Raw genomic sequence first — 19338 nt, forward strand, 5'->3', positions numbered from 1 at the left:
CTTTATGAAAAGAAGTCTACTCTCTTCTGGCAGCATAGTCTGCCGCGATTGGTACCTGCTTCAAAAGTTGTTTTTGAAACGCAAAGTCCATGCAGTTATTTTCGCCTCATTTGCCCTGATTTTACTTTCATTGCAGCTCCGGGCACAGGAGACAGCTACCGTTACCGGTACCGTGACCGACGAAAAGGGCGAAACCGTTGTTGGCGCAAGTATAAAAATTAAGGGTACCAATACAGGCGCTACTACCGATGGCGATGGTAAGTATAAAATTCAGGTGGCGGATAAAAATGCAACACTGATTTTTATTTATGTGGGCTATGTTAACCAGGAAGTTGCCCTTGCTGGACGTTCGCAGGTTAACGTTAAACTGAAGCCTTCCAACAACGATCTTTCGGAAGTGATTGTGGTAGGTTACAACACGCAGAAGAAAGAAGCCATTACCGGTGCCATTTCCTCCATCAGCAGTAAAGATTTGGAAAAAGTACATGGCGGTTCTACCGTAAGCACAGGGCTTGCAGGTAAATTACCAGGAGTATCGTTCCGTATGCCGGATGGAAGACCGGGGCATCGGCCAATATTCAGATCCGTAATATGGGTAACCCTTTGTATGTAATTGACGGGATTCAGCAGGATGCGGGCCAGTTCAATAACATTTCGCCAAACGATATCGAATCGATCAGTGTATTAAAAGATGCATCGGCCGCTATTTATGGTAGCCGCGCGGCTAACGGGGTAATTTTAGTAACCACCAAAAGAGGTAAAAACGATACCCGCAATACTTTTAGTGTTGATGCCTACACCGGCTGGCAAAACTGGGTACGCTTTCCTGAAACCACAGATGCTTACCAGTGGATGCTGGGTAAAGCAACTGCCGAAATGAACCAAAACGGTTCAACTACAATTACCCAGGCCGAGCTCGATAAATGGAAAGCAGGTACTGAATATGGTTACCAAAGCCAGAATTGGAAAGATATTATTATTGCACCCAATGCACCACAAACTTCGGTTAATTTAAGTGCATCGGGTGGTACCGATAGGGTAAATTATTATTTCTCGGCTACCCGCTTAGATCAGAAAGGGGTGTACGGAACTGCGCGTGAATTCGAATTTAACCGTACCAATATCCAAAGTAATATTGAAGCTAAAATTACCAACCGCTTTAAAGTAGGGATGTTAATTAATGGTCGTATCGAAAGCCGCGATCAGCCTGGTGTACCCGGTGGCGATGATTACTGGGCAGCACGTTTTGCCCTATTGCGTAACCGCCCAACCGAGCAGGCTTATGCCAATGGTAACCCGAATTATCCGAATGATATTGGCCACAACACGGAGCAGTTTGCTGTACAAAGTAAAGCTTTAACCGGCTACTGGAAATCAGACTGGCGCGTATTGCAAACCAATTTATCGGCCACCTATGATACCCCTATAAAAGGACTGGAAATAAAAGGTTTATATTCTTACTACATTGCCGATAATATCATCAACGGACATGAGTACACCTATAATGTGTACACTTACCACCCTGAAAGTGGTGTTTACGAAGAAAAAGTAGGTAGTTCGAATCCTTACCGCGAGCGTAGGAATGAAAAAGTTTATACCAATACCTACCAGATTCAGGCCAATTATAACCGCACTTTTGGCAAGCATACCGTAGGAGGCGTGTTGGTAGCTGAGCGTTTAGATCGTTTCAGAACCTACACCTTCCAGCATGCGGTACCACAAACTAATGTTTTACCGGTATTGCAGTTTGCCGATATGGACGGACAGGATTTTGTAGACCTACAGGAAGAGCAGGCCCGGGTTGGTTACGTAGCCAGATTAAACTACAATTACGATAATAAATATTACCTGGAGCTATCTGGACGTAGAGATGCTTCCTGGAGGTTTGCACCAGACAGGCGCGTGGGGTATTTCCCTTCTGCATCAATCGGATGGAGAATTACGCAGGAAAAATTTATTAAATCCTTTTTGGGCGAAAGCAAGATCCTGAACGATTTGAAACTACGCGCTTCTTATGGTCAGCTTGGGGATGATGATACAGGTATTGATCCTTTTGCCTGGATTCCTGGTTATAGATATAATCAGGGTACTGTTATCCTCGATGGTAAAAACATCACTACCTCAAGATATAAGGGGCCTGTAATTAATAACATTAGCTGGTTTAAAAGCAAAATCACTGATATTGGGATAGATTTTCTGATGTTTAACAGCAAGCTATCCGGAACTGCAGATTATTTCTACAGAAAACGTACTGGTTTGCCAGATATAAAAAATGACGTTATAGTTCCTATCGAACTGGGTTATCCTCAAAATGCAGAAAATCTGAACAGTGATGCACAGTTTGGAGGTGAGTTCTCTCTAAATTACAGAGATAAAATCGGTGAATTTAATTATAATGTTGGCGGAAATTTTTCTATCAGCAGAAAAAAAATGGTGGATATATATAAGCCACGTTTTGGTAATTCATGGGAAAATTACAGAAGTAACAATACCAACAGATATACTGATATATTTTGGGGCTACGAAGTAACAGGGCAATTCCAAAGTATTGATGAGATCAATAACTATAAAGTGAATATTGACGGAAAAGGAAACCGTTCTTTATTGCCGGGCGATTTAATTTACAAAGATCAGAATGGTGATGGCATTATCGATGGACTTGATGAAAGGCCAATCGGTTATACTACTGCCGGCCAACCCAATATTGGTTTTGGTTTCACCCTGGGTGGTTCTTACAAAAACTTCGATTTTACAGCAGATTTCTCGGGTGGCGCCATGTACTCTTGGAACCAGAACTGGGAGCAGCGCTGGGCTTTCCAGAACGGAGGAGCATTATTGCAGAACTTTGCTGATGACAGCTGGCACCGTACTGATCCTTTTAACCTGAACAGCCCTTGGGTAGCAGGTAAATATCCGGCACTTCGCTTCAACGATCGCGACCACAGCAACAATAACCGTAACTCAACTTTCTGGCTGCACAATGTACGCTACTTAAGGGCGCGTACACTGGAGCTGGGTTATACGCTTCCAAAAAGATGGGCCGAAAAAATCAAGATCCAGAATGCTCGGGTATATGTAAACGGATATAACCTTTTCTCTATCGATAACCTAAAAGATTATGGTGTAGACCCTGAAATTGCTGATGATAATGGATTGCAATACCCACAAAACAAGTTTTTTAACATCGGTATTAAATTAACGTTGTAACATGAAAAAGACCAGTCAGATGAAAAAATATATATACGCATTTGTGGCCATAGCCTGTTTAAGCTTTGGGCAGTCATGCAAAAAAGATTCAGAATTTTTAGATAAACAACCTACCAGTACCTTGTCGGTTGAAGCGATATGGAAAGACCCTAATCTGGTGCTTACAGTACTTGGCGATTTGTACGATCGTTATCCGGATTTTCAACGCATCGAATCGTGGTGGCTCTTTGCCGATTTCGACGAAGGCTTTGCCTCGGCTGGTGGCGATTATTTCCGTCACCAGAATTTAGAATATGGCTACGATGCCTGGAGATATTGGGATATAGAGGTTTATAAACTGATTAATAATCTGAACTTATTTATTAAGAGTGGTCAGGAAGCGGCAGCTTTGAAACCAGCAGACCGCGACCGTTTCCTTGCCGAAGCACGATTTATCAGGGCAGGGGTATACTTCGAAATGGTGAAACGTATGGGCGGGGTACCACTGATTACTGTTCCCCTGGAATACGATTATAGCGGCAACCCCGGCTATCTGCAATATCCAAGGGCAAAAGAAGCCGAAATTTATGATTTCGTAATTGCCGAACTGGAAGCCGTTAAAACGATACTACCTGATGATGCGACCGAAAAAAGCAGAGCTACCAAAGCTGCCGCCCTGGCTATGGAAACCAGAGCAGCACTTTATGCTGGCTCTATAGCCAAATACAGCAATTCGCAGTTAAGCTTGCCAGGTGGCGAAGTGGGTATTTCTTCAACCTTAGCCAATGGTTATTTTACCAAAGCATTAAATGCAGCCAAGCAAATTATCGATGGCGGTAAGTATTCGCTTTACCAAAAGAACCCGAACCTGTCTGATAATTTCGCGGCACTGTTTACCGATAAAGGCAGCAATCCTGAGGTAATATTTGCAAAAGATTTTAAATTGAAAACCAACAAAGTACACGGTTTTACGATCGATAACCAACCCCGCTCTTCAGCAGAAGAAGCTCAGGGCGGCAGATTAAATCCATCATTAAACCTGGTTCAGTCTTTCGAAAAGCTGGATAACAGCTATGCTTCACTGGCTTCGGTTGATGCAGGCGGAAATCCGGTTTACTATACCAATATCACCGATATTTTTGCAGGTCGCGATGCGCGTTTGGCAGGTACGGTAATCCTTCCCGGAACGCAGTTTAAAGGTAAAACAGTTGATATCTGGGCAGGTTACCAGTTAGCCAACGGAACCATCATTACCGGCGATAATTTCGGACAGATGAAGGATAAAGTTTTGCCTGATAACCCGGCATCGGTGCAGGTAGTGGGAAAAGACGGGCCTGTAGATGGTTTGGAATTCAGTGCACAATCAGGCTTTTATGTGCGTAAATATTTAGATCCGGCAACAGGTTCAGGGCAGATTGGTACCCGTAGCGATGTATGGTGGATCCGTTACCGTTATGCCGAAGTATTGTTAAATGCAGCAGAAGCCGCTTTTGAATTGGGGGATTTAGGTGCAGCAGCGGACTATATTAAACCAGTAAGAGACCGTGCCGGATTAACCACCGCTTTAACCCCGGCGCAGATTACTTTTGATAGAATTGTGCACGAGCGTAAAGTAGAATTTGCTTTTGAAGGACAACAGCTTTGGGATATGAAACGCTGGAGACTGGCCGATAAAGTGTGGAACGGCAATAACATGTCGGCCGCCGATTTTACCAACGCCACCAATATTGGTAGTGCAACGCGTACCAGCACCCAGGTTTTTGGTTTATGGCCTTATAAATATTACAACCCGGGCAATGCCAACCACTTAAAGTATGTTTTTAAAGTAATTAAACCCAGCCGCGTTACAGCAGCACATCGTTTCCGCATTGGTAACTATTATTCTTCAATAGCGCAGGATGTATTAAACGGTAATCCAAAAATTATCAGAAACCCTAATCAATAATCAGATACAGATATGAAAAATAGATTTTATTTCATAGCAGGGGCAATTATAGCCGTATTATTCTCCGCTTGTAAAAAAGATAATTACGATGTACCTCAGGCCGATTTTACAGGCAGGATTGTGTACAAAGGAGAGCCCATTAATGTACAATATGGTCAGGTAAATTTCGAACTCTGGCAGTCGGGCTTTGGTAACTATTCAGCACTTAATGTAAATGTAAACCAGGAGGGAGGCTATTCGGCCAAACTATTTGATGGTAATTATAAACTTGTTTTTTCGGCAAACCAGGGACCTTTTTTATGGAAAAAGAATACTGCGGGCAAGCAAGATACCATTGCGGTGAACATTAGTGGCAGCAAAACCATGGATATTGAAGTAACGCCTTATTACATGATCCGTGGCGCAACCTTAACCGCTGCTTCAGGCAAGGTAAATGGTTTCTGCAAGCTCGAAAAAATTATTACCGATGCCAATGCAAAAGATGTAGAAAGCGTATCGCTTTACATCAATAAAACACAGTTTGTAGATGGTGGTAATAATATTGCCGTGCAGGAGCTTAGAGGTGCAGCCATTGCTGATTTGAATAACCTGAATACAAGTGTAACCATACCTGCAATTGTACCTGCACAAAACTATGTTTTTGCAAGAATTGGGGTAAAAATTGCAGGGGTAGACGATTTGATTTTCACACCGGTAGCTAAAATTACCTATTAATAACCATCAGCAGGCATATGGAACTAAAACCCTATGCCTGCCTTTATTCATTATCTTAGTTAAACTAATTTAACCATTTTGAAATACCGCTCCATACTTTTTATGTTGTGCCTGTTTGTATGGGCTCAGCTGGCCCATGCCCAGCAAAAGCCGCTGGACGGGAAGCATATTTACCTGGCCGATCCCACTATCTTTTTCGATAATGGCACTTATTACCTGTACGGTACCAGTGGCGAAGAAGGTTTTTTGGTATACCAGTCAACCGATCTTAAAAACTGGACAGGCCCTGCGGGGAACAAAAATGGCTATGCCCTGAAAAAAGGCGATGCCTTTGGCACTAAAGGTTTTTGGGCGCCACAGGTTTTTAAGCGGAGCAATACCTATTACATGGCTTATACTGCCGATGAGCAGATCGCCATCGCACAAAGCAACAGCCCTCTGGGGCCTTTTAAGCAAGCAATGTTAAAGGAAATTTCGGGTAACGGAAAACAGATCGATCCATTTTTGTTTACCGATAGTGATGGCAAAAATTATCTCTATCATGTTCGGTTAGACCGGGGTAACCGCATCTTTGTAGCTGAAATGAAAGCCGATTTTTCGGATATTATTCCAGGTACACTTAAAGCATGTATATCGGGAACTGAAAACTGGGAGAATACCGCTAAAACAGACTGGCCGGTTACCGAAGGACCAACCGTGCTGAAAAAGAACAATCTCTATTACCTGTTTTACTCGGCAAATGATTTTAGGAATCCTGATTATGCAGTTGGTTATGCCACTTCAAAATCGCCGTTTGGTCCATGGACCAAATACAATGGAAACCCCATCATCAGCAAAGCGAATATTAAACAAAATGGTACCGGACATGGCGATTTTCTGGTCGATGCCAAAGGTAATTTACAGTATGTATTCCACATTCATTATGCTGATCAAAAAGTATCGCCACGGGCAACAGTTATTGTAGCCGCAAAATTTGTGAAAGGGAAAGATGGAAATGCGGCAATGCAGATCGATCCGAAAACTTTCAGGTGGTTAACGCTACAAGCCGGGCAGTAAAATGATCGGTTTTGTAGAAAAATTGAAACAATAAGGGCATCCGGAAAAAAGAAAATCGCTTTTTTAGCGTCTGGGAATTTAACCGGAAAATGCCTAACCAAATATAGGGTATGATTAAAAAATATTACTTAGTTTTTGCAGGTCTGTTACTGGCATCAGCCACTCAGGCACAAAATTTTTCCAATCCATTATTGCCTTCCGGGGCCGACCCATATAATTTTTATAAGGACGGCTATTATTACTATACCCATACCTCGGGCAACCGTATCGATTTATGGAAAAGCAAAAGCATTGAAGGTTTAAAAGATGCTGAACGGAAAAACATTTGGAAAGCACCTGCCGGAACCCCGTACAGCAAAGAAATATGGGCACCCGAAGTGATGTTTTTAAGAGGGAAATGGTACGCCTATTTTGCTGCCGATGATGGCAAAAACGATAATCACCGCATGTACGTGCTCGAAAATGCTTCGGCCGATCCCATGCAGGGCGAATGGGTTTTTAAAGGGAAAATAGCCGATGCTACTGATAAATGGGCAATAGATGGCGATGTAATCGACTTTAAGGGCCAGCTGTATATGATTTGGTCGGGTTGGGAAGGCGATACCAACGGCAAACAGGAAATCTTTATTGCCAAACTAAAAAATCCCTGGACAGTAGATGGACCAAGGGTTAAAATATCGTCACCAAAATTTAGCTGGGAAAAAAATGGTGATTTAGGCGGAGGCGAACATGTAGATGTGAACGAGGGACCACAATTTTTGCCACACGGCGATAAACTATTTATCATTTACTCGGCCAGTGGCTGCTGGACGGATTTTTACGCCTTAGGCATGCTTACCGCATCGGCCAAAAGCAATTTGCTCGATCCGGCTTCCTGGAAAAAAACAGAAAAGGCAGTATTTGAGCGATCGGTAGAAAATGGTGTATATGCCCCGGGCACAACTCTTTTTTCAAATCGCCCGATGGTAAACAAGATTGGATCCTGTACCATGCTAATGATAAACCGGGGCAAGGCTGTGGAGGTTTCCGTTCGCCAAGGGCACAACAGTTTAGCTGGAATGCAGATGGTACACCGAATTTCGGCACACCTTTAAAAACAGGTGTGCAGCTGGCGGCACCCTCAGTTAAAAAGTAAAATAATCAGATATAATACCAATGAACTTAAAAAACTATCTTCTTCCTTTTGCCTTTGCGCTTTGTTTAAGCACAGGCTATGCGCAGAAAAACAAAAAAGCGGCCGAACCCGCAAAAGTGTGGTCGGTTGAGAAAGCCAATGCCTGGTACAAAGAGCACAAATGGCTTACCGGCGCAAATTATATACCGGCCAATGCCATTAACCAGCTCGAAATGTGGCAGGCCGATACCTTTTCGCCAGCGGTAATTGATAAAGAGCTGGGCTGGGCCGAAAGCATAGGCTTTAACACCCTGCGCGTATTTTTATACAGCAAGGCCTGGAGCCAGGATTCTGAGGGTTTTAAAAAGCGGATGGATCAGTTTTTAACCATTACGCAAAAGCATGGCATTCAACCTATGTTTGTGTTTTTCGACGATTGCTGGAACAAAACTTCCGCTATTGGTAAACAACCCGAGCCAAAAACAGGTATTCACAATTCAGGCTGGCTGCAAGATCCAGGAGATCCGGCTTTTAAAGAAGAAGCCAATTTTCCTCTGCTCGAAAAGTATGTGAAAGATGTACTAACGCATTTCGCTCACGACAAACGCATTTTGCTATGGGATTTGTATAACGAACCCGGAAATAGTGGTAAACTCGAAGCAACCATTCCGTTGTTAACCAAAACGATTGGCTGGGCGCGCGAGGTAAATCCCGATCAGCCGATCAGCATCGGGCTATGGAGCTGGGGTTTCGAAAAACTAAACGAAATACAGCTGGCCAATTCAGATATCGTTACTTACCATAACTACGAAGCACCAGACTGGCACCAGAGAACCATCGATTTGTTAAAAGCAAGCGGCAGGCCCTTAATCTGTACCGAATACATGGCTCGCCCGCGTAACAGCCGTTTTTCGAACATTCTGCCTATGCTTAAAGCAGAAAACGTTGGCGCTATTAACTGGGGTTTTGCGGCCGGTAAAACCAATACCAAATATGCCTGGGATACCCCACTGGCCGATGGTTCAGATCCGGTTGAGTGGTTTCACGAAATTTTTCAGCCAGATGGCACACCTTACCGCCTGGATGAAGTAAACCTGATTAAAAAATTAAACAACAAATAAACAGATCATACAGGGCTGAGAATCCAAATTGTTATCTGTAATAAACACCAATTGAAACCAAAAATGAAAAAAACGTCTATTTTATTTACACTGTTGGGGCTTTCGCTCTCACTTTCTGCGCAGCAGGCCAGTAAACCATGGTCTGCTGTTAAGGGAAAAATATCGTCGCCCTGGGCCGATGAGGTTAATCCTGCTGCCGTGCTTCCGGAGTATCCGCGTCCGCAGTTTGAGCGTAGCGGAAACTGGAAAAACCTAAACGGCTTATGGGATTATGCCATTGCCGAAAAATCGCAACGCCCTGCCATTAACCAGGGTAAAATTCTGGTTCCCTTTGCTGTAGAAGCTTCGCTTTCGGGCGTTGGTAAAACTGTTGGTAAAGATAGCTTGCTTTGGTATAAAACTTCTTTTACCATTCCATCGAAGATGAAAGGGAAAGATATTTTACTGCATTTCGGTGCGGTAGACTGGCGCGCAACTGTAAGTGTTAATGGTAAAGAAGTAGGTAAACACGAAGGTGGTTTTGATCCTTTTAGCTTTAATATTACCCCTTTCTTAAATAAAAGTGGCAACCAAACGCTAACTGTTGAGGTATGGGACCCCACTGACGAAGGCCCACAGCCAAGAGGTAAACAGGTTAAACGGCCAGAAGGTATCTGGTACACCCCGGTTACCGGAATCTGGCAAACGGTATGGGTAGAGGCGGTAAACAAGGCGCATATCGATCACATTAAAATTACACCTAATATCGATCAAAAGGCTGTTGAAGTAAGTTTATTTGTAGAAAATGCAAATGCCGGCGATCAGGTTAAAATTTCGGCCTGGGATGGCAACAATAAAGTAGCCGAACAAATTACCGATGCCAAAGGAACAGTAAGCTTAAAGATCGAAAACCCCAAATTATGGAGCCCCGATAGTCCGTTTTTATATGATTTGAAAATCGAACTGCTTTCAAAAAACAAAAAGGTAGATGAGGTGAAAAGTTACTTCGCCATGCGTAAAATTTCGATGGGTAAAGATGCGAGTGGGATTGAACGTATGTTGTTAAACAATGCTTTCTTGTTTCAGTACGGTCCATTAGATCAGGGCTGGTGGCCGGATGGATTGTACACTGCTCCAACCGATAAAGCTTTGAAATTTGATGTAGATAAGACTAAGGAAATGGGCTTTAACATGATTAGAAAGCACATTAAGGTAGAGCCTGCACGTTGGTATTATTACTGCGATAAAGCCGGTATGCTGGTTTGGCAGGATATGCCAAGTGGCGATTTAGGCAACAGGTGGGAAAACCGCCCGGGGGTGTTAGATCATCAAACCGACCAGAAAAGAAGTCCCGAATCAGAAGGTTACTACAAAAAAGAATGGAATGCAATTATGGAAAAACTGCATAATGTACCTTCAATTGTAGTGTGGACACCATTTAACGAAGCCTGGGGACAATTTAAAACGGTAGAAATTGCCAAATGGACAAAAGAGAAAGATCCTTCGCGCCTGGTAAATACGGCCAGCGGTGGTAACTTTTTCCCGGTTGGCGATATCATTGATCTGCACAATTATCCACATCCAGCTATGCCTAGTCCCGATTATTTTGGAAAAGACTATGTACTGGTATTGGGCGAATTTGGTGGTTTGGGCTTACCAATTGATGGCCATGTTTGGCAACAAAAAAATAATTGGGGTTACCAGAGCTTTAAAAACAAAACCGATCTGTTTAAAAAGTATTCAGAATTTGTAAACCGCCTTGGCGAACTTATCAAAGTGGGTTTATCGGCAGGGGTTTATACCCAAACAACTGATGTGGAGGTAGAAACCAATGGTCTTATGACCTACGACCGTAAAGTGGTGAAGTTTCCGGAAGCAGAAATAAAAGCGCTGCACGATAAGTTGTATCAGATTAAGGTGCCGGTAAAATAACCTGCCTGTTTTAGCATAGTTAACCAGTTTAATGAGCCCGGTATTTTTATATCGGGCTTATTTTGTTTTAAGGTTTTTTAATATAGCAGCAAGCTTTACAAATACCCTTAAATGGGGATATGAGATTTAAAAAGACAGCAGTATTTTTGGTTGATTTAAAAAAATGTAAGCTGGCTTGTTAAAGGGCAATCGTACTTATACTCGCATCGGTAAGCTTTACCGCCGTGGTTAAGAAATGTTCGTTAACCAGGCCAACTTGTTTGTAAAAAATAACTGAATGAATTCCGCGATAAATCCCGCTCTTTTTATGAAAAACCTAATTACTGCTTTCCTTTTTTTGATTGCTACTTCTTTTTTTGCCCAGGCGCAGCAGCTTACACCTTTTAACGAGAAAGGATTAATCGGCTTTAAAGATATCACCGGCCGCGTGGTGGTTGCACCTAAATACGATTACTCCTCCGACTTTAGCGAAGGCCTGGCTTTGGTTGAGCTGAATAATACTAACGGATATATTAACAATAAAGGCCAGGAAGTGATTAAGCTTAAATACTATGGAGGGTATAGTTTTCAAAATGGCCTGGCAGTAGTATATAATTACCGCCTTAAATATGGAATTATCGACACAAAGGGAAACGAAATTGTTCCATTAAAATACGATCGGATAGGGGGAATTTCTGATGGGGTAAGGGTTTTTGAGCTGAATAAGAAGTTTGGGCTAATGGATAAAAACGGAAAAGAACTGTTTATAACCCCATACGATCGGATTTCTGGATTTGCAAATGGACTTGCGCTGATAACCCAGGATAAAAAAATGGGTTATATGGATAAATTTGGCAAGATCGTTATTCCGGCTGTTTACGATGATGCTACATTTTTCCTTGGCGCTAATGCCTTTGTAGAGAAGGAAAGTAAAATTTATATGATTGATACTAAGGGTAATATCATTAAAGCCTTACCATACGATAAACTGGGGTTCATCGGAGAGAAAGCTGTAAATGTTAAATTAAACGGGAAAACAGGAAGATTGAACGCATCGGGGAAAGAAATTATTCCACCGGTGTACGATGGGATTGGAAGGTTTAATGCTAATGGACAAGCCACCTTTACTGCCAATAAAAAAAAGGGGCTTATTGATCTCAACGGAAGAATATTAATTCCTGCAGCGTATGACGAACTTTCTTCTTTCGGCCGGGCAAGATATCAGGCTGCCCAGGATGGGAAAGAGATGATCCTGGATACACTTGGCAACCAGGTTTCTCCAAACAAATACGAAAAAATAGGTTATGATAGCGAGGGGCTCTCCTTAATGGTAACCAATGGTAAATATGGTTTTTTGGATAGAGAAGGAAAGGAAGCAATAGCGCCCAAATATCAATTCGTAGGCGATTTTTATTACGGAATGGCCAGGGTTAAATTAAATAATTTATGGGGTTTTATCGATAAAAACGAAAGAGTAGTCATTCCTATCCAATATACCTTTGTTACAGGAATGATTTTGTATCATGCGAAAATAAGGGTTGGTGAAAAGTGGGGGATGATAAACGATAAAGGTAAAGTGGTTATTGAACCAGTTTATAGTGATCTCGGTATTTTTACAGAAGGAAGGGTAAAGGTTAAAATAGACGGAAAGTGGGGCTTTTTGGATGAAGAAGGAAAGTTAGTGGTTCAAAACCTATACGCTGAAGTAGAAGATTTTGACGAGGGAAGAGCCATTGTAACACTCGGTGATAAAAAAATTAAAATTGATAAAAACGGGAAACAAGTAGAAAACTAAGCCAATTACATTTAAGCCAAAAACCATGAATAGATGCCTTAAATATTCGATTAATTTAGGCGACAATATAGCAAATTACCCTTAGCTATATAATCTGTGTTTATTCGGTTTATTTAATGATTTTTTAGTAATCCGCCTTTTGCTTATATTTGAACTTCAGCCTTTAGCAGAGGCTTAATCGAAGCAGTACGCAAAAACCCAATGATCAACTTCATTGCAAATATCTTAACAAAATTCATTAAGCGGATTACTAGAAAAATCAAATTCAAGCTTTCTTTTAAACTTGAATTGCAAATCGGAAGCAAATAAGCTCCCTTTTGTTTAAATAAGAGGGCCTCTGGAAAGGCACTCTTAAAATCGACTAATTTTAAATCAACGTGAATTATTTTCATGAAGTACTTTTTGTCCTAGAGAAACTTTCAATCATCGCTACTCCAATTGTTTTAGCTTGGATAGCAAAACATTCAACGAAGTGTAAAACTTCAAATTAATCGATAAAGGGCTCTCGCAGCCCTTTTTTTTATAAAGATCTATGCTTTATCTCTAACTACAATAAACTAAAACAAATCCTTAGGACTAATATTCAAAGCTTTTGCAATCAATAAGATGGTTGTGAGTTTTGGATTTATCTTACCTGTTTCAATCCTATAAATCTGAGATAATTCTATTTCAGCCAAATTGGCAAGTGCTTCCATTGTAAGCTTTTTCTCTTTCCTTAGTTTCCTTAGGTTTTCTCCAAAAGCTTTTAATTGTACCGATTCATCTGACTGCAAAAACATTGTCAAATGTGCTACTGAAGTGTAATTATTTTTTAGGCATGAATGCCTAATTTTGGAATTATTATTTAGTTTTATCGAAAAACTTAATAATATGAAAAAACTCTTTATTACAACTTTTCTCATCCTATGTTCTTTATTGTTATTTTCTCAAACACGTCTTCTCGAAGTAAATGAAGCCCTTGCAAAAATCGGTTTGACTAAAACCAAGATGACCTCGTATTTAAAAGAACGAGGATATACTTTTTCTAATGCCTACGACGGGTGTTATTCGTACACTAAATATACTAATGTTGGTGAGCATACTTTATCGGTATGCTATAAGGCGTCTAAAGTTAATTCAATTGGGTGGAACGAATTATTTTCCTATATCAATGTTGCTACGAACGAGATAGGTGATTTAGGTTTTAAACGTAAAGATAGAGGCACTAGAATGTGGGCTTATTATTCAGATAAATATTCTATCACAATTATTCCCAGACCTCAAACTGAGGATATTTTCATCGCTATCGGTTACAAGAATAAGTAAACAGAAAGAGAGGGCACATTACAACCCTCTCTTCTTTTTGCTCACTACAGCAACTTATTTGAATTAAGTAATCTAAAGATCGCGTTATCAATTTAGTTGCTCAACTTTTATTTTTCTTTTTTAGGCTTACCAGTTTCAACAATCTTATCTATAGCTTGTTCCATTGAAATACCATAGAATGGGTTTGTGATTTCTTCATCCTTTGCTGCCTTAGGCTTTACTTGTTTTGCTTTCGCTTTTTTCATTATCGTTTTATTAGTTCGTGATATTTCAATCTGCAGTTAGCAAGATTTACTACCATCGCTACTCTATCACCCTCACCGCTTGTCCGAGTGTTAAACCGGAAAGAACATTCATCTAAATACTTTTGCAAGTGAAGCTTTGATGTTGAGTGATATATTCCAAAGATAGAACGTTTTAATTGACTCCAGAAACCTTCAATTGAATTTGTATGAACATTTCCAGATACATATTGCCCATTTCCGTGCTTAACATAGTTGTGAAAATAGTTAAGCTTAAGCTTTCTATATACTCGCCATTCATCAGTCATTACATTTGAGTTAGGAATAACAGTATCAGCAATAATCGGATCAATCGTTGCACCGTTTGCATTGTTAACCATTACAACTTTAACCTTACCTCCGCGTTCCATGATGCCTAACACTGCCGCTTTATCCTTTGTACTTCTGCCTTGTGAGTTAGGAATTCTTTTCTTTACATGACGATTCGAATTCTTTCCTCCTACATAGCTTTCATCTATTTCAACTACTTTATCTCCACCACCAAGCATTTCAAAACTTCCATTACCCAAAGCTGTACGTAATCTTTGTAGCATGAACCATGCTGTTTTCTGCGTCACTTTTAAATCTCTTGCTAACTGGTGTGAAGATACCCCTTTCTTGTGCGAGGTTAGCAGATAAATAGCTATGAACCATTTTTTAAGTGGAACTTTTGAACCTTCGAAGATTGTTCCAACTTTAGCAGTGAATTGTTCGTCGCAATCTTTATCAGCACATTTATATTTACCGCTTTTTAATGCATAGGTTTTGATGTTGCCACAGTGAGGACATGCTCTGTTACCTTTCCATCTTAATTCTTCAAGGTGCTTTATAGCTGTTTCTTCGTCTTTTAAAAACTCTACTAATTCAAATAAATTGGTGTAGTGTTGAGTCATTTTCTTTTGGTATTTTCTCGATCTATTACAAAGACAAAGGTCCAACTAATAGATATGGGGTCCACCATTTTTGTTAAAAAACTTGCAAGAAAGTGCTGTGCCTAACTGGAATCACGGTTTCTTAGTGTCCTTGCGATTTGTTATTTTTGTATTCGGACTTCCCCAAGTCTAGATCGAATAATTTTTGAAGTCTAAATGATAGACCTTATTTCACAAACCGTAGAAGTTATCACTAATCTGTTAACTTCTATATCAGTAATCTATTTTATTTACACTACCGAACAAGGACGTAAGAAATGATTGCTTAACAAAGTGTTAAGGAGAGAGTTGCGAGCTCTCTCAATCAATCGAGTAATTTAAACCAACTTGAAAAGTTTAAACAATTGATGAAAAAAGAGCTGTTATAGCAGCTCTTTTTTCATATAATGAAGGTCAGCTTTTAAGTATTCAAAAACAACTGAATTCTACCACCTTTTTGTTGATTATAAGGAAGGTTATTTGCAATCCCAGAAATAGGTATGAGCTTTGTATCTGGCCATTTTTGTTCAAAATCACTTATCAATTGATTTATTTGCATCTCTAGCCGCTCTTTTTCTTTTAGTGCTTTTGCTTTTGCATCATTTGTTTCGTACATTATATTCTTTTTTAATGTAAAGTTCCCACTTAATTACAAAACAAAAAAGACAGGTCTAAACCTGTCTTTTTGTGCTTTCCAAAACCTTTACTTACATTAGCGATTAATATGTATATCTCGCTCGAAGATGCAGCTGCTATAGCGAAAATTATAGCTTCTGCGGTAACGGTGTTCTGCGCCGTTTACCAAACGTTGAGGAAGCCTGCTAAATCTTAGCCTTCCGTTAATTAACAAATCGAAAAGCTAAAGATCGTATTAAAGAGGGAGCTACTGGCTCCCTTTGTTATTTAAGTAAAGGGTAATTTGCTATATTGTTGCCTTAATTTATTACCTCTGGTAATGTTACTATGCAGCAGTATAGCCTCATATTCCCAATCGCGCACGCAAATTGCCGCACAGTTAAGCAAGCTAATTAACAATTCCAGTTATTCAGACGAACTTCAGTATTACAATAATACTATCGATGCAAACTGCAATACCCTAACCCATAGTTTTGATACGTTTCAATCGGTAACTTTTACGCGTACCGAAAAGTTTGCCCGGGTGAGCAGTACTTACCGAAATATTCCCTGGAAAAATCTGCAGAGCATTACACATGAGAAAATCAGTACTTCGGCGGTATATCTGTTTTTTGCTGAGCCCATTGTGCAAAGCCGCAAGCTTACCTACGGAAACTATTTTAAAAACAAGTACACTGATGGTACTACCGAGCGTAGCGTAAGGAGTATTCAGCTGCATATCAAAAATACTGATCTGTTGGTATTTGAAACCCTTTGCTATAAATTAAAATTAGCAGATTCTGCACAAAATTTGCAGGCAGTAGCCCCGATAAAAACATTGCCACAGACACTGTTTAGCCAGAAAGTATTGCCCCCATCTAAAAATGAGGCACAGGGAATCATATTCGATTCTACAACTGGTTATAAATGTGGCCCACAGGAATGGCCTTCTTATTGGTGCAAATTTTTTAAACTTGGTGCAATAGACATTTCAAACATGGGATCGGATGAAATGAAGGCGAAATCGCTGGAAATGCAAGCCTATTGGAATAAATACTGCTATAGTTTTACCACAGGAGACTGGCGGGGAATTACTGGTGGAAGCATTACTACATTATTGGATATTAATAACGATACCGGCAGCAGTGATGCTTTCGGGCTCATCGCTTACAGGGTAAAAGGCAATGTAAATTTTTTAAATCCTTTTAATGGCAAAAACTATTTTGATAATTTATATGCCAGTTACGGTAAAAAAGAACATTATGTAGAGTATGAGAAAGAGGAAGTTCAGCGGGAGTGGGAATATTTGCAGAGCCGTGCAAAAAGGTGGGGTACCAAATCATCAGCTTACATGCTACAGCAATATAAATACAACGCCCAGGCGCATCAGGAACTGATTGAAGCCATTCTATGTAACACTCAAGGTGAAGGTGTTTTTGCGGGTTTAAAGAGCAATCCGGCACAGTACCTTTTACAAGTTTACAATGTAGGGATAAGAAATTTTGAAGAGGCTGTATTTTTATTCGAGTCTAGTTTTAAAACCCAAATATCATCGGCAGATAAAACTGCATTCCGTCAAAACCTTAAATACCAGCAGGTACTTTGGGATTAAGTTTTTCGGATTATTGTGATAATGTCCAGTGTTTTTAAAACCGCTCTGTTAGGTGCTTTGGTGTGAACGCGAATAGTGAAAAAATCCCTATCTTCATGCTCAATCATAATCTGGAATGTCGCAAGACTTCCATAAATTAATTAGATGAAACCATTCGATTTTTCCACCTTCCCGATAGTAGAAACGGATAGATTTACACTTCGCAGGCTCTTACTAACAGATGCGGCCGAAATTTACGAACTCCGTTCGGATGTGGAAGTAGCTGTCTTAACCGGAAAAGCACCCTATCAGAGTTTAAATGATGCCACTGCCTATATCAACAAGATCGACAACCTCGTTAATAACAACGAATCGATATACTGGGTTATTGCCGAGCAGGAAACCGGTCCAATGATTGGGGCGGTTTGCCTTTGGGATTTCAATCCTGAAACCAGGACTATTGAAATGGGTTACGAACTGCTTCGGGCGTTTCAGGGAAAAGGTATTATGTTGGAGGTAATCCCGCGTATACTTAACTATGCATTTGAAGTAATGGGGGTGCAAACCATTGTAGCCTTTCCATCCAGCGACAATCCCCCATCTGTAAAACTGCTGGAAAGGCTTGGCTTTGATCTGGTTCAGGAAGATCATAAAAATACACATCAAGGCGTACCTGGAATGCTTACCTATACATTTTCTGCTCCTGAATCCTGATTTGATTGTTGTTACCACTTCGGTTGGTGAGGACATAAACCGATAGAATTACTCACCTAGGTTGATAAATCAATTGTTTGTCAGTCTGAGCGTTAATTTATTGGATAAAAATCAATATTAGTAACAGCCTCTCCGGGTTGTCATTTCGAACGTAGTGCAACGTAGTCGAGAACCACGCAGTGCTAAGCGAAGCTAAATCTGCCTCTTAGATTTCTCCCCGCCTGTAAGGGCAGGCATTCCGCTGCCAGTGAAAAATCGGCTTGCTCCAGTCGAAATGACGATTCTTTCTATAGGGTCTGTCAATGGTAGCGGAGTCGAAGACCTATTCGCTATTACTGCTGTGACACGACCAAATTATAACAAGCTACCTTCCGGCAGTTCGTACGGCAATTTACCTGGTTCAAAAATGCGGGTAAGCTGAGTGCCTTCAACCGTAATTTTATCGCCTTTTCTTCTAATCCAGTTCCCTTCTCTGAGGCCAACTACCTTAATGTTGTTTTGGGTTAAAAACTCTTTTATACGCGTTTCCCTGGTTTCGCCATTGTGTTTCAGTGTAGGGTCTGGGTCGAGGTAATGCGGATTAAGATTAAAAGGAACCAATCCCATACATTCGAATGAGGCTGGATAAACAATCGGCATATCGTTGGTAGTTTTCATATTTACGCCACCAATATTACTTCCTGCACTGCAGCCTAGGTAAGGTTTACCACTTTCTACATTCGATTTTAATGCTTGCATCAGACCTGCCTCGTGCAGGGTTTTTACCAACAGAAAAGTGTTGCCACCTCCGGTGAAAAATCCCTTCGCTGCATTAATAGCCTCTGCCTGATCTTCAAATTCGTGTAATCCTTTAGCTTTAATGCCAATGGTTTCGAAAAAATCGATAGCTTTCTGGGTGTAATCATCGTGAGAAATACCACCCGGCCGGGCAAAGGGGATAAAAATGATTTCGTCGATACCTTGATATAAATCGATAATCTCTGCTTTTAAATAAGCCAGGTATTCACCACCAAATAGGGTAGAGGTTGAGGCAAGGATAATATTCATCATATACTTAAATGTAGAAAAGCACGATAAACTTCTCGTGTTTTTTGTCAAAA

General features: G+C 40.7%; 17 protein-coding genes and 1 pseudogene. 12 read left to right on the forward strand and 6 right to left on the reverse strand.

The window, feature by feature from the left end; all coding sequences use genetic code 11:
* The first annotated feature begins 4 nt into the window (after positions 1–4).
* The 9 genes and pseudogenes from G7074_RS26640 to G7074_RS14910 all read left to right on the forward strand — a co-directional run bounded on the left by G7074_RS26640 (position 5) and on the right by G7074_RS14910 (position 12821).
* Positions 5–613: a carboxypeptidase-like regulatory domain-containing protein gene (locus G7074_RS26640; RefSeq protein WP_205944058.1), complete on the forward strand. Its 609-nt coding sequence runs from the start codon at positions 5–7 to the stop codon at positions 611–613.
* Positions 592–3207, forward strand: a complete 2616-nt coding sequence (locus G7074_RS14875) for a SusC/RagA family TonB-linked outer membrane protein (protein ID WP_205944059.1) — start codon at positions 592–594, stop codon at positions 3205–3207. The genes G7074_RS26640 and G7074_RS14875 overlap by 22 nt, the downstream gene beginning before the upstream one ends.
* Position 3208: 1 nt before the next feature.
* Complete coding sequence (locus tag G7074_RS14880; protein ID WP_240916312.1) at positions 3209–5131, forward strand: RagB/SusD family nutrient uptake outer membrane protein; 1923 nt, start codon at positions 3209–3211, stop codon at positions 5129–5131.
* Between the two features lie 12 nt (positions 5132–5143).
* Positions 5144–5845 carry a DUF3823 domain-containing protein gene (locus G7074_RS14885; protein WP_166209246.1) on the forward strand — a complete coding sequence of 234 codons (702 nt, stop codon included), beginning with the start codon at positions 5144–5146 and terminating at the stop codon, positions 5843–5845.
* Positions 5846–5923: 78 nt separating this feature from the next.
* Positions 5924–6901 (forward strand): glycoside hydrolase family 43 protein, encoded by a 978-nt coding sequence (locus tag G7074_RS14890; RefSeq protein ID WP_233603955.1) that lies wholly within the window; start codon positions 5924–5926, stop codon positions 6899–6901.
* A 110-nt stretch (positions 6902–7011) separates the two neighbouring features.
* Positions 7012–8036 (forward strand): annotated as a pseudogene (locus tag G7074_RS14895) (family 43 glycosylhydrolase).
* A 20-nt stretch (positions 8037–8056) separates the two neighbouring features.
* Positions 8057–9136 (forward strand): cellulase family glycosylhydrolase, encoded by a 1080-nt coding sequence (locus G7074_RS14900; RefSeq protein ID WP_166209249.1) that lies wholly within the window; start codon positions 8057–8059, stop codon positions 9134–9136.
* Positions 9137–9199: 63 nt separating this feature from the next.
* A complete protein-coding gene (locus G7074_RS14905; protein WP_166209252.1) occupies positions 9200–11047 on the forward strand; it encodes a glycoside hydrolase family 2 protein in 1848 nt (615 codons plus the stop codon).
* A 307-nt stretch (positions 11048–11354) separates the two neighbouring features.
* Entirely contained in the window at positions 11355–12821 is a 1467-nt protein-coding gene (locus G7074_RS14910) for a WG repeat-containing protein (RefSeq protein ID WP_166209255.1), read from the forward strand.
* A 143-nt stretch (positions 12822–12964) separates the two neighbouring features.
* Here G7074_RS14910 and G7074_RS14915 read toward each other — a convergent pair whose 3' ends face one another.
* Both G7074_RS14915 and G7074_RS26645 read right to left on the reverse strand, forming a co-directional pair.
* Positions 12965–13213 (reverse strand): hypothetical protein, encoded by a 249-nt coding sequence (locus tag G7074_RS14915; RefSeq protein WP_166209258.1) that lies wholly within the window; start codon positions 13211–13213, stop codon positions 12965–12967.
* Between the two features lie 165 nt (positions 13214–13378).
* Positions 13379–13723 carry a helix-turn-helix domain-containing protein gene (locus G7074_RS26645; RefSeq protein ID WP_205944060.1) on the reverse strand — a complete coding sequence of 115 codons (345 nt, stop codon included), beginning with the start codon at positions 13721–13723 and terminating at the stop codon, positions 13379–13381.
* Here G7074_RS26645 and G7074_RS14925 point away from each other — a divergent pair.
* Positions 13692–14126 carry a hypothetical protein gene (locus G7074_RS14925; RefSeq protein ID WP_166209261.1) on the forward strand — a complete coding sequence of 145 codons (435 nt, stop codon included), beginning with the start codon at positions 13692–13694 and terminating at the stop codon, positions 14124–14126. The genes G7074_RS26645 and G7074_RS14925 overlap by 32 nt on opposite strands.
* A 107-nt stretch (positions 14127–14233) precedes the next feature.
* Here the strand turns inward: G7074_RS14925 and G7074_RS14930 are convergent, their stop codons facing one another.
* From G7074_RS14930 to G7074_RS14940, 3 genes are all read right to left on the reverse strand, one after another.
* Complete coding sequence (locus tag G7074_RS14930; RefSeq protein WP_166209264.1) at positions 14234–14371, reverse strand: hypothetical protein; 138 nt, start codon at positions 14369–14371, stop codon at positions 14234–14236.
* On the reverse strand, positions 14371–15300 hold the full coding sequence (locus tag G7074_RS14935) for an IS1595 family transposase (protein WP_166209266.1): 930 nt from the start codon (positions 15298–15300) through the stop codon (positions 14371–14373). Before G7074_RS14935 ends, G7074_RS14930 begins: the two co-directional genes overlap by 1 nt.
* A 439-nt stretch (positions 15301–15739) precedes the next feature.
* Positions 15740–15934 (reverse strand): hypothetical protein, encoded by a 195-nt coding sequence (locus tag G7074_RS14940; protein WP_166209267.1) that lies wholly within the window; start codon positions 15932–15934, stop codon positions 15740–15742.
* 339 nt (positions 15935–16273) lie between these two features.
* Here G7074_RS14940 and G7074_RS14945 point away from each other — a divergent pair, with 339 nt between their 5' ends.
* A complete protein-coding gene (locus G7074_RS14945; protein WP_166209269.1) occupies positions 16274–17545 on the forward strand; it encodes a hypothetical protein in 1272 nt (423 codons plus the stop codon).
* 144 nt (positions 17546–17689) lie between these two features.
* On the forward strand, positions 17690–18238 hold the full coding sequence (locus tag G7074_RS14950; protein WP_166209271.1) for a GNAT family N-acetyltransferase: 549 nt from the start codon (positions 17690–17692) through the stop codon (positions 18236–18238).
* 354 nt (positions 18239–18592) lie between these two features.
* Here G7074_RS14950 and pepE read toward each other — a convergent pair whose 3' ends face one another.
* Positions 18593–19288, reverse strand: coding sequence for a dipeptidase PepE (gene pepE / locus G7074_RS14955; protein ID WP_240916313.1), 696 nt, complete (start codon positions 19286–19288; stop codon positions 18593–18595).
* Positions 19289–19338 lie beyond the last annotated feature (50 nt).

It is taken from the genome of Pedobacter sp. HDW13, assembly GCF_011303555.1.
Taxonomy (GTDB): Bacteria; Bacteroidota; Bacteroidia; order Sphingobacteriales; family Sphingobacteriaceae; genus Pedobacter.